Annotated in this window: 10 protein-coding genes and 1 pseudogene; 3 read left to right on the top strand and 8 right to left on the bottom strand. The window is 31.2% G+C overall.

Annotated features, from left to right (window positions below):
* Window positions 1-615: 615 nt before the first annotated feature.
* Entirely contained in the window at window positions 616-1041 is a 426-nt protein-coding gene (locus FXW34_RS07585) for a TIR domain-containing protein (protein WP_147533377.1), read from the top strand.
* 18 nt (window positions 1042-1059) lie between these two features.
* Window positions 1060-1731, top strand: a complete 672-nt coding sequence (locus FXW34_RS07590; protein WP_147533378.1) for a hypothetical protein — start codon at window positions 1060-1062, stop codon at window positions 1729-1731.
* A gap of 330 nt (window positions 1732-2061) precedes the next feature.
* Here the strand turns inward: FXW34_RS07590 and FXW34_RS07595 are convergent, their stop codons facing one another.
* From FXW34_RS07595 to FXW34_RS07630, 8 genes and pseudogenes are all read right to left on the bottom strand, one after another.
* Window positions 2062-3792: a hypothetical protein gene (locus tag FXW34_RS07595; RefSeq protein ID WP_147533379.1), complete on the bottom strand. Its 1731-nt coding sequence runs from the start codon at window positions 3790-3792 to the stop codon at window positions 2062-2064.
* An 804-nt stretch (window positions 3793-4596) separates the two neighbouring features.
* Window positions 4597-5208, bottom strand: a complete 612-nt coding sequence (locus FXW34_RS07600; protein WP_147533380.1) for a hypothetical protein — start codon at window positions 5206-5208, stop codon at window positions 4597-4599.
* The gene (locus FXW34_RS07605) at window positions 5201-6835 is read right to left on the bottom strand and encodes a tyrosine-type recombinase/integrase (protein WP_147533381.1); all 1635 of its coding nucleotides are present in this window, start codon (window positions 6833-6835) and stop codon (window positions 5201-5203) included. The genes FXW34_RS07600 and FXW34_RS07605 overlap by 8 nt, the downstream gene beginning before the upstream one ends.
* Window positions 6822-9281, bottom strand: a complete 2460-nt coding sequence (locus tag FXW34_RS07610) for a hypothetical protein (RefSeq protein WP_147533382.1) — start codon at window positions 9279-9281, stop codon at window positions 6822-6824. The genes FXW34_RS07605 and FXW34_RS07610 overlap by 14 nt, the downstream gene beginning before the upstream one ends.
* A 56-nt stretch (window positions 9282-9337) precedes the next feature.
* Window positions 9338-10564, bottom strand: coding sequence for a hypothetical protein (locus FXW34_RS07615; protein ID WP_147533383.1), 1227 nt, complete (start codon window positions 10562-10564; stop codon window positions 9338-9340).
* Between the two features lie 396 nt (window positions 10565-10960).
* A pseudogene (locus tag FXW34_RS07620) lies at window positions 10961-11242 on the bottom strand (flotillin family protein); the annotation flags it as partial.
* Between the two features lie 12 nt (window positions 11243-11254).
* A complete protein-coding gene (locus tag FXW34_RS07625) occupies window positions 11255-11785 on the bottom strand; it encodes an NfeD family membrane protein (RefSeq protein ID WP_147533384.1) in 531 nt (176 codons plus the stop codon).
* A 239-nt stretch (window positions 11786-12024) separates the two neighbouring features.
* On the bottom strand, window positions 12025-12207 hold the full coding sequence (locus FXW34_RS07630; protein ID WP_147533385.1) for a hypothetical protein: 183 nt from the start codon (window positions 12205-12207) through the stop codon (window positions 12025-12027).
* 297 nt (window positions 12208-12504) lie between these two features.
* On the opposite strand from FXW34_RS07630, the gene FXW34_RS07635 reads away from it, so the two are divergent.
* A complete protein-coding gene (locus FXW34_RS07635) occupies window positions 12505-13032 on the top strand; it encodes a helix-turn-helix domain-containing protein (protein ID WP_147533386.1) in 528 nt (175 codons plus the stop codon).
* Window positions 13033-13040: the final 8 nt, after the last annotated feature.

Genomic DNA, 13040 nt, shown 5'->3' on the forward strand with positions numbered 1-13040 from the left:
CAGGGTAAAGGGTAAATTTGAAAAAATTACAACTTTATTAACCCACCTCAGATAATTGTGTACAATGCTTCACAATCCCACTTAAATATAATACGTTCTTTAAAGATGTTCCTCCATTAAATGGCCCTTATCTTGAATAAGGCACTTAGAGGATCTTTGTCCCGCACCTACTGGCTAAGATGTCCGCAAACAGTGGCTTAAAACTCCGCATAGCTGGCTCATTCTAGCTGCAATACTCATCTATTTTAATTTTAGCGAAATTTCTATTAAATTTTTGAGATTTATATAAAAACAAAGACCGAACATAACATAAGGGAAGACGCTCTCCTATTATGGGAATGCGCACTTTAATGGATTACTTAGATTTGACTTATATTTAAATACACTAATATCAATTGAATATAGATGCTAATGGACAACTAGGAATAATAACTGAAAGCGATTTGTAAAACATTTTTTCATAGTATATTCCTAATCAATAATATTATTATCGTTGTACTTGATTACTATAATGTTCACATTATAGTAACCAAAATCTGGTTAGAAAGAGTGGTATAATTAGAAATAGGAAACTTTACCATAATAAACAAATACAAAATAAGGGCGGTTTTTAGAATGGCAAAAAAGAAAGTTTTTGTTAGTTTTGATTATGAAAATGATAAACATTACAAATTCTTAATGCAAGCGTGGGATGCCAATCCGGATTTTGAATTTGTATTTAGTGATCACTCATCTGGCGAAATAAACAGTAATAATATTTCAGTCGTCAAGGCGGGATTAACAAGAAAAATAAATAATGCAACTCATACTTTTGTTATTGTTGGAAAAAAAGCTAATAAACAACATAAAGATTATAAGCTTATTGGTTTTAAAAACTGGATTAATTTTGAAGTGAATAAAAGTAAAGCAAATAATAATAAGCTACTAGCCATTAAGCTTAATAAAAGCTATGAGTCTCCTGAGGAATTACTAGGTGCAGGAGCATCTTGGGCAATGAGTTTTACTCAAGATTCAATCCTAGCTGCATTAAAAAAATTATAAAGGTAAGCTTATAAAAATATGAATTCAGAACAAGTTAGTTCAGATACTAAATTAGAGGCTCTTTATGATCATTACAAAGAATCATTTGTATATATTAGGGAGTATCTAAAATTAAGAGATAAATTGTTTATGTTAGTTCTACTGGTATTGACTGGAATGTTCCTTTTATTGACAGTTCCTCAGAGTTCAGTTGATGCAGTATCTCAAATTGTTAAAGAGAAGTTAAAATTAAAACTATCGATGAATATTGTTTTCATCAATAGTATGTTTTGGTTTATTTTATTAAGCCTAGTAGTAAGGTATTATCAAACTTCAAGCTTAATTGAAAGACAGTATAAATATATTCATCAGGTTGAAAAAAATCTATGTAATCTCGTTGGAGAAGAATTATTTTACCGAGAAGGTAAGGCCTACCTAAATAATTATCCTGCTTTTTCTTGGTGGACTTGGTTTTTATATACCATTTTCTTTCCAATACTCTTAATAGTAGTAACTTCATACAAAATGATAATAGAATTTATAGGACGAAAAAAAATAGACATCAATATTATTTTAGATTCAACCTTTTGCTCAATGATATTAATATCCACTGTCCTTTATTTAATTGCATTACATTCAGATAATATAAAACACTTTTCGGGAAATATATTAGGGATTTTAAGAAAAATAAGAAAATCTATGCCCTTTTAGTTAATTAATGCTTAAATACACAATAATATAAAAAGGAAAGCTCGCCATAATGATGGTGAGTTTTCTTAATCTAAGAGTGCCTGAACCTCATTCAACTAAAGCGCCCGTTCGTTGAACATCACTTGATACTATTCAAAATAAGAATCAGAATCACTTTACCCCTAAACTTTAAAGTATTTTATGTGTAGACTATGTTCCCATATACTATATGTGCCAACAAATGGGTGTTGGTGGGTTTTTTTTAATATATTGGCTCGTTCCCATTTAAGTGGATCAGAGCAGAGTAACGATTTGTCTGGATAGGAATTACTTTTATCCATCACGTTTTACCTATATAAAATTCCAAAAATTATTTTCATCTTCTAAGCTAGCTTTAAACTTATCATAACTGACCAGTTTACCTAACATACCTTTCCATTCTTCTATAGTTTCTTCAGAAATTTTATATTCCTCTTTTTCAGAAAATTTAATAAAGGATTCGATTTCTTTATAGATTTCTATATAATTCTCCATCATTTGAAACTTTATGTTATCTTCGGATTTTTGTATCTCCATTGCTATATCATATAATATGTTAGAGATTTTCATTATTACTGCTTTCGCATTAGAATCAATTTCTAATCTTCTTAAATTTAATCTAACAATTCCCCCAAAATCATTTATAGTATGTTTTTTCAACTTTCCGTTTTTAAATAAATATAACAATACTTCTGAAATAATACTTATTAACCAATAGTTTGATTCTGTATTTTCAACATGTTTCTCCGGATATTTTAAATAAGTAATCGTATAAGGTATATACTCCGAGTTATTTTTTATGGCTTCAATTAAATATTCTTTTAAACTCATAGTCCATGAGCGAGTTAGGACAAGCTTTTGTTTTTTAGTTAAATTTTCATTGCTTAAGATTTCAGACAATATACTATTGTACGATAGTACATAATGTGAAATTCTTTCTGCCTCTTTAAAACCATTGATTCTAGCTATCTTATCAAACTTACTTCTAAAATCTCCTTGTAAAAAGCCCCATTGTTGATCATTTCTAAAACTGTCATTTGTTCCATTATTATTTTTATAAAACTCACTATTAAGCATTGTCAATTCCTCAATTGGAACAAACTTCTTTAAATTAGCTTTATATATTTCAAATAAAAAATGTTGAATATGGATTAAAGACGGAGTTTCTAAAAATGGGTCCACTCTTTTTAAACTTCTTTCAATAAAAAAATCATATTCAAAAAAATTAATGTGACTGAAGTTTTTTTCAGTAGATTTTACTCGAATACTATTATAAAATTTCATAAAGTACAAAACTACCCATTCTTCACTATCAGACTTCACCGTACTTAACCATCTACTCTGTATTTTCATGAATATATTAATTATATCTCTAATAGAGTTCGCCTCTAAATGATCCTTTTTTTCAATTTCTTTATAAAAGAAATCAATAAAGCCATTTAAAATATGATGCAGGCTTTTTCTGTCATTTGAATTTATTGCATGCAAACCGATTCCTTCTAATATATAAAAAGTATTTTCTTCAGTATGTTTTTCTTTTAAATATTCCTCTCCTATTGGGAAATTAATGTTTGATAATAGTTTATCAATATGTTTCTTTGATGTGGCTTTTAATAAAAAGATTTTTATTAACGGATAAATAGACAAAATAGCTAATGCATATAAAATCACTGCATATATTGTTAAATTAACAATTAAATTTGTAACTATTCCATTATAAATAAAGTTTATAAATATAAATGTAAATATGCAAAATAAGGATACAATAAAGAAATTTATTAAGGCCGATTCGTTTAAAAGAACATATTTCAGTCTGCTACCAAAAGTTTGCTCAGATAACGTAATACCTAATATTAATACTGAAACTATTATCCCTAACAGTGAACTTAGAGAACCTATACAAATTGAAATAAATGCAGGAACATTAAAATTGTTTATAGACACTTCAAAAAAAGTAAATTTACTTAAATAAAATTGCAGAAGAAAAATTATCACTAATAATACTATAAGCCAAAATCTTCTAAAAAACCCTTCAATTGTCAAATTGTATCCCCACTTTCCTATTTCTATATAAAATTATATGAAACAAATGCTAATAGAGGAAAGCGAAACAACTGTAGATGTTGCTGAATCAAAAGCATATATTCAACAAAAGCTTAACCCTAAAAATTACTTACTGAACTTACGCCAGAAATATTGATGCGGTTTAAAATAATAAAAGCAAAAGCAGACAACCAATTAGAGGTGCATCATTCTGTCTGTTTTTTTATGTATTATTTCAGGTAATTACTCTATCCTTATTAAAGAAATCTGCCCCGTTGGTTTAAGTGTAATCCTTTACAAACTCATCTATATTCTAACATAAATATCCAATTCCCATGAAAGGTTATTCCACAATCTGGCCGATTGCGGATGAATGATCTTAAGAAAATTAATCAATTTTGTATAACAACTATCATATTTTTTTTCCAAAAAATATGTCAAGGATGGTATATTTCATTGACTTTAATCAGTGTGAGAACGCAGATTTCAGCACAACATGCCTCTATCGTTATTCATTTCTTCTAATATTCATACCCAACAGTTTTGAATTGAAGCTGAATAAGCCCAAAATCACAGTAATGATCTTGGGCTTAATATTTGTTCATCTTTAATACTTCAACCTCTTTTGAATCATTCCGATATTTACCATAATCAATTTATTCAATTGGAATTAATGATTGATCCTCTAAACAACTTACAAATACTAAAGGGTGTAAGGAAAAATCTAAGGTTACTTTCATAGCAACCAAATAAAATTCATGAAAAATTTATATAATTATCAGTTATTAGCAGAACATGCTTCCCTTAATCACTAAACAATTCTGGAAAGTTATTTACAAAGTCTGTTGATAGCGCTTTTTTTTCGTTGCTTTTTTCCTTTAAGTCCAAAACATTTTTTAGTTTATGCTGTTCTCTCTGTGTTGGACTTTTGGATAGAATAGAAACCTCTTTTAATTGTTGTTTATAAAACTCTACATCACTATAGGCTATTCTAAGTTCTTCCTGTAATTCTGATATCTTTTTTTTCAGTTTTACAACTTCTTCCTTTTTTTCGTGGTATGCCTTAGCATCCTCATAGAACTTTTGGATAGTTTCTTCGTACATTTGGAACGATGCTATCATTTCTTTCTTATTATTCCAATGGGTATCAACAATTTCAGATGGATTAGGAATGGGAATATACTCCTTTCCACCTCTTCCTCCAAAATCTGCTTGAACAGTATTCTTTAGTTTTTCAATCTTTTCTCCCATTTTTCTCCGCCAAATTTGACGACCAACACCAGTTTGTTTCTCAAGTTGAGACGGATTTAACTTTGTTATAGGATTTTGTTTCATAAATTCTATTAAAATCTCTTCTAATTTTTTATCACTAAATTTAGATGGTGCTCCAACTTTTTTATTTCCCTTCTTACTCATAGAACTCACCCTCCAAGAAACTGTCCACAACTGATTTACTTAGCATTAGAGATGAAATATCTCTTGAGAGGGTTCTAAGTTCTTCATCTCCAACGTTAAACCATTTAAGATTGGAGAAATCATACTCCATTCCTTTAGAAGCCTCTTTCATAAAAGCAATTTTTTCTCTGATTAATTTACCTAGTGTTCGTGAATGGTCTCCTAGCCACTTTAAACATTCAGTATCTTTTAATTCTGCTTCTGATAGGTAAAACCAATCCCAACAGTGACGACATTCCCCTCCAAAAGGGCAGCCGTTACTTTCAAGGTCATAAGTACAAATACCATAGGGTGTCATCTTATATTTATGTTTGTGTTTTTTTGAATCTTGAAGTCTACTTTTTATAACCAACGGGTGGCTTTCATTTATATAGTCAATTGGATTTGAATCGTGTTTTCTAAACCTTCGTAATTTAGTTAAACAATAAACATACGAATCAGCAAATTCCTCCATATGATTTGTATAATACATTTGAGCTTTAATTGTTTTATGTCCACCCATTCTAGCAATCGTCAATTCGTTAAATCCTTGTAATTTTAAATTCATAAAAGCATAATGTCTCGTATCCATAGGCTTTAATCTTTGTATATCGTGTCTATTACCATATTTCTGTACTACTATATCATTGTAAAATTTATCTAACAGAGTACGTAGTCTACTACTATGCCAATAATCATTATATTGATTGTTCTTAATCTCCATCGCTTTAACATATGCTTGAGTTGAAAGAAGTTGTTTAGATTCTCCATACTCATCAGTTAATTGGATATAATCATAAATAAGATTATAAATGGATTCGCTTATCGGTATCTCATCTTCAATAGGTAATTCCCGTTTATTTTTTGGCTGTTGCTTTTCTCTTGGTAAGATAATAAAAAACTTGTTATTTTTCTTTTTCAAGCAATTCCTAGTTATATCAATAAATTCTTTAGTTCTGAGTGGTATAATGTTTGTTATTCTCCACCATAAAATAATCGGATAATAAATTAATTTTTCTTTGCTTGAGCATTCTTGCTGAAATATATCAATTGTATGTCCAAACAACAATAGATCTCTAAATACGATTAACTTTCTGGATTCTACTTTTCTTGGTTTAAATATACTCATAGAAGACTCAATCTCATCTAATAAAGGGTGATTGATAAAGGAAATAAATCGGATTACTGTTTGTGCCATGTCGTATGGCTTGTCCGATTCCGCCACTTCATCTTCCAAGAATGTTAGATATTTTTCATTAAAACCATTTGTGGCTAGTATCGCTGCCTTGATATAGTTCACATTTCTCTGGACATTACTAGGAATAATTCGGGTTCCTTCAAACATTGCAAATGCTTTTAGTGCTGCTTTGTGCTCTTTAAACATATCAATGTCAAACTTTATCAATCTTGTATTTGGTTTATCTAATTCTAATTTAAAATACCATATTTCTGATGAATACTCACAATTCACTATCCATCCATCATTTTTATATTTTTCAAATAGTTCTATTGCTTCTTGCTCAACACTAGGTTTATATTCACTTTCAACAACAGTATAGAACTCAACATTTTTATCTACAGTTAATGTTTTCTTCCTACTTACACTCACTATTTTCCTCCCCTCTAAGACGTTTTACACTTTCCACTCTAACCATAGCATTTGAAATCTTGATATTTAGCTCCTGTAGGTCTATAAACTCATTAACATACCCTTTACCAAGTTCAACCGTAACCTCTTTTAAACGGTCTAATAATGCATTTAAAATACTCAAATCTCGAAGGAGATTGCCCCAGGAAGTTACCCTTGTCAACGAATCGATTTTCTCTTCCAATTCATCTTTTAACGATTGCATCACACTAGCTCTTGGAATCCCAGTTAAGCAAGTGGAACAACTCCGAGAACCAGTGTATTTACATTGCGGATATGTTAAACAATGATAATCTTCATGTTTAGCCGGTATTTCACCTAGGTATATTTTATTAAGAATTTCATTCAACTTTTCTTTTGGCTGTTTTAGCAGCTCAACAGCTATAGTTTCCTTTTGGACTTGTCTACTTTGTATAAATTTTGCCATACCTTCTAAAATTATCGGAGGGTATTTTTCTTTAAACTCCCTAATCAATGCTGTTTCATTTTGTAAGGAAATTTCATTTCCTTCCAAGTCTTCAACTCCCTGAAGTATTAGAGAATATAGATACCCCATTTCACCACGCTCAAATAACTCTACAGCAATATCATCAATCGGGCCGTCTTCATTTGTTTGACGAATATATATTTGTGTAATCTCAGAAAAGACTTTATCCGGTGCTAATTTATGATTTCTAATTTTCCTAGCCTTTTCATAAGCCGTATAAGCGAATCCTTTTTTCTTATAGATACTGTAATACAGGTGTTCAACAAGGGAACGATTCATTTTTAATGACGAGAAATTAACTAGGTCCATTCTCTCCTGAAAAAATAAGTTAAATGGTTTGTCATAAGGAATGTTATACTTTGTCTTAAAATTTATTAAGATCTCGTCATTTTCTATATCGCTATGAAGCTGAGCTAATGCATAAGCCGTAGCCATTGGAATGCGCATACTCTTATTTACATAAAAACTTCTCCGGAACTTTGTTTTAGATACTATTAACTTTACCATCCGATGTTTCTCAATTTGAGCTAAAATTTGCCCAGCCTGGTCGTCCGTTAATTTATTTGAGCGAAAATACTCTAAGTTAGTTATACCTAAGTCTTTGAGATGAATTTTAGGAAGGCGGATAACATCCCCATGTCGCCATGCGTTTGTTAGATGAATTGCAACATAGAGCCAAGTAATGGAGTAATCACGGCTATTAATAGCCTTTTCAATGTGATTATCGTATAACTTGACATAGTAATAATAGTCTAGAAATTGGCTAAACTCATAAACTTTATCTTTTTCATCTTCAAACAGAGCTCCTCTCTCACTATCCATTGAATATGTTAGTTGGTATTTTGTTTGTTGAACAAAGGACAAATGATTTAAAAAATTAATCAAAATCTCTTTATCAGCTCGATTGAAATGTTCACTTATAAAAACACATTCTAGTTCGTGGTCTGTATATTCTGTTAACTCTTTTGTAAAAAACTCTACATATTTTTGCAGTCTAATCACATATTTTCTTGCATTTGTATCTAAAGTTTTAACACTCGCTTCGCTTCTTACGATGATATTTTGACAATAATCAATATATACATCCGCAGTTTTTACAAAGTGTTCTGGAATTTTTATTTTCTGAATCCCCTCATTAAATATTTCTATGGGTGTTTCAGCAGTAGAAAAGCGATATTCATTTATCCCTTCAATGTGCCTAATAACACTTTCGCGTTTAACATAATTGACAGGTTCTCTCTTATATGAGTATTTTCTTACATAGATATCATCAAAAGTCTTTGTTGATATTAATTTTCTTACAGTATCCATGTGTATATCATAAGGAAAAATATCCTTAATTTCTCTTGATGAGAGATAATCATTATCTCTTATAAACTTTACCTCAGCATCAATCTTTCTCTTCAATTCTAAAACTTTTTCTATATGATTAGCTGTGATACTATCACCATCAGGTGTTAATCCTACAAAGGTTTCACCTAATAATCCTGTTTTCCTAATATTGTTTACTACCTTAGGATTTATTCCATCTAAAATTTTAACTATCTCATTTGTGCTGATAAACCCCCTTGGAACACTTCTTTTATTAACATAATCATTTGAAAACTTATTTGGAATTCGAAGAGATTTATCAAACCTTGTTGAAAAAACCCCTAGTACTTGTTGTTTTTTTACAGTTCTCTGCCAAAAAGCTTGTGAAAATGAATATAATTCGGATAATTGCTTTGTTGTACAATAATTATTTTCCAATTCATTTTGTAAGGAATTAAATTGTCTAATGGAATCCTTAGTTAGATAAAATAACTTTTTTTTATCTGTTGAATTTGGACCTAGAAAAAAATTAAATCCACAGAGTCTTTTTGTCAGATAGGAATAAAGTGTGCCGCGCTTTATATTAAGTTCAATAGCAGCATCATTCATAGAGATTAATTGCTCTTTCTTATCTTTGTATTCTTTTAAACTTAGCTTTCTAATAATTAATCCCCTCCTTCAAACAACTCTTCTAACCCTTGATTCATTTGATTTATGGACTTTTTCGTATTCTCTAAATAAGCTAACGCTGACTCAGGAGAATTATCTCTTCTTGCTTTCATAATCTCAACTAAGTTCTTACATTCTTCTGCAATATTATTAGAATAAGTTCCTCTTCCGATATGGGTACTCCATTTAAGAGATTTATAGTTTAACGCATACAATTTATCATCCGGGTTATCTGAGTCTTTTAATTTCTCTATAAAGGCTTCCTTAACTTTTTTGAATTTTTGATTAAAGGTTTGATACTGCATTGCCCTACCCCTAGAATTAACAAAAAGGCTATCGGAATCATCTAATGGTGCAGGATATTTTTCTAAATGTGATAAATATAATTCCTTAAGTAAATCTTTTACAGCATCAATAGGTTGAACTCCTGGAGATTTGACTCTGTTTCCACTACCTTTTGCACTTCTTGCATCAGTTTTTAATTTAACAATTAAACCATTTTCTCCATATACACCTAATTTCTTTATTTCACTTCGTTTAACAGACATTACCTCGGAACCCCTTAATCCACCAAAAATCGCCAGATATACGCCCAATGCAATGTCGTTTGCAGCCGTAACTGCAGTCTTAATAAATGGAATGACATGATGCTCTTCTAAAGTTCTAGCCTTAGTATCATCAAACTTTCCAGAAGGAAGAGATTGCATTTTGGGCTTGAACAGAGATACCAAGGTTTTTTTCTTTGTCCGAAAGTTTATCGTCCATATAAAGGCTTCAATTTTAATATTTGTCAAAAGTCCTCTTCTAGCTAAAAATTCGTAAAAATACATTATTGTTGAATCATATGCATTTATTGTTGATAGTGAACAACCTTGATCATGCTTATATTCCAAGAAATGTACACCATGAACAACATTAAGATCAGTTATACTTTTTAATTTAAACAATGGAAAAAAGTCTATCAAGGTATGGTTTAAGAATGCTGTTATATGTTTTGCTCGGGCGAGTTGGCTATTATACCTATTAAATCTCCACTTATCATAAATAAACGATGTAAAGGGATGAGGCACTTCTCGTTTATTTCTCTTATTCACTAATACAATAGTTGCATATTCATCTATTTGTTTTCCATTTCTCCCTCTATCCTTTTCAATCTTAGTATTTCTAACTTCAAATCGAAGATCGCTATATGGATTTATATTTATTATTTTTTTTTCTACCAAGGTCTGCCCTCCTTTTTATAGTTTATAACTTTATTATTAAGTATTAAGTATTAAGTTTTGTCTAACTACTGTTATAAGCTAATATTCCTTGTTTTTAAGGTCCTCGAACTTTGTTCTGCGGAAACGCCTCCCGCTGTGGGCTATGTCCCCCTCTTACTAAAACAACTATTTCTCCATTTATTGCCTTAATCATAATATACCCAAGTAATTATGTCCAATTATTTTTAAAAGACCATTCAAGGATTAGATATATTTTTATATAACTATTTAGTTCATAATTTTTTTTTTGCATATATTTAAACAAAATAAAAAAAAACCTTGTTCTTATAAGGTTTAAGATAGTTATATACAATATAGTTATGTACATATTTTTTATGTTCAATAATATATAGATAACGTGTACACCTCTGGAGTGGTCACCTCAAGCTTGCTAGATAGTAAACTTAATGGTCTAGACTGTTGGAATACTGGGAAAATAAACGCCCCACCACCGCGAATAATTTTTATTTTATTATTCGCTTCATCCATGTGCACATTTTTACTGCCAAGAAAACTTCCCGTTACAATTAGAGCTTCATCAGGTCCTGCAGTTTTGTATTTCGTAATAAAAACACCTATTAATGCGACTAAAAGAAAAACAACAACTCCGACGACAACCCAGATGATATTAAATTCCATTTACATGACCTCCTAGAAAAAGTTATCTGTTTCTTCATAGTTCTCAACTTGAAGCACACCATTTACCACATCGATGATTAATACTTTTTTTCCATTTGGTATTTCTTTTTTCTTAAAGCTAATCGCCGGCTTGGATACACGTCCACTAACACTTTCGATGAGAACTTCTCCATAGCCATCTTCAGGTACAGTCGTAATGACCATTCCAATGCGGCCCCGCAAATCACTTTCCCGATAAACTAGAGATTCCTCTGCCTTGGAAATCGGAATCAAGACAAACACATTTAATAAAGTTACTAAAATAAGTGCGACGGCAGCATTAAAAGCCGCGATTAAACCGCTGTGAAAAGACGTGAACAATTCACATAAATAGCCACCTGCTGAAAAAATTGTAACGAACGAAAAGATTAACGTAGGGTTGATAATTCCATCCAAAAGTCCACTGAGCACATCGCCAAAAAATAAATATATTATGGTTACGGCTCCAGATATGATTAAGGCATATAAATAGATGGCTTCCAGCGGTGTCCCGAATAACTCCATAACTCATCTCCCCTTTACCAATTTGTGCGTCTGTTTACATAGCATCATTCCCGACATATTTTACTTATTAAGAATATATACGGTTATAAGTCTGAAAAGTTTCAATACTTCTGAATTCTCTAATTACCATTCAAACCCCTTCACCTCAGGCAAAATATGACACCTTTCTCCCATAAATTGACACACACTTTTCACACTTTAAAGCGGTGGGGGACTGTCCCCCACCGCTTTAAAGTGTGTTAGTAGCTGCATGTATTGCCGCTTTCTCCGTAATCAGGGCCTTTTAGGATTAGGCCGTTTACTTCAGGATTGTATGCGAGTGTTGTTCGATCTGCATGTGGTTTAATAATTGGGTCAATCGCCACTTGAATGCCATTAACAGTTGATACAGTGTCCTGTGCTCTTGGCTCATCCAGAGCCAAATCAATATTCGGTCTACTTCAACTAAACCCAGCAAAAAATACTCGAATCCCCTCAGCATTTTGCTCCTTCAACATTTGTTTAATTAAGTCCCTTGCTTCATCTGTAATATCCATACTACTAAGCCCCTTTCCAGTAGGCATCTTTATTATTTTTCTTCATTATTGTTGACTAAATCCAATATGTATATTATTATCAAAAGTGATAATAATAATAAAAGCATCAAAGGAATATTTTTTTACTTAATTATTATCATTATTGATAATGATAATAATATACTGTATTAGGAGAAAATGGTCATGAAACCTCATTCAAAAACAAAGCTGATTTTACACCCTGTCCGAATGAAAATAATTCAATCTCTACTAAACGGTAAGCAATTAACCGTCCATGCAATTGCCGAAAGAAACAAAGAAATCCCACAGGCAACTTTATACCGTCAACTTAATACACTTTTAGAAGCTGAAATCATACAGGTTGTTCAAGAAAACCAAATCCGCGGAACGATTGAAAAGGTATATGCCTTAAAGGAGCCGTCGGTAAATTCACAAGAAGACTTTCTAAGCCTTTCAAAAGAAGAACATCTTGAGCTCTTTTTAACCTTTACCACACAATTGCTTGGACAATATGAAGCTTACTTGAACAAGAAGGAGATTGATTTATTGCAAGACGGTGTTAGCTATCGGGTCGCCAAGCTTTATTTATCAGACGATGAATTCCAGAATCTTGTTGTAAAAATGGGCACGTTGTTACAAGATGCTCTACAATACGAGCCTACCCCGGAGCGTAAGGCGAGAAATTTCGCCACAATTATTATCCCTGAATAAACACTTGG

The sequence above is a fragment of the Bacillus marasmi genome (assembly GCF_902168435.1).
In the GTDB taxonomy this organism is placed as follows: domain Bacteria; phylum Bacillota; class Bacilli; order Bacillales; family Cytobacillaceae; genus Bacillus_BU; species Bacillus_BU marasmi.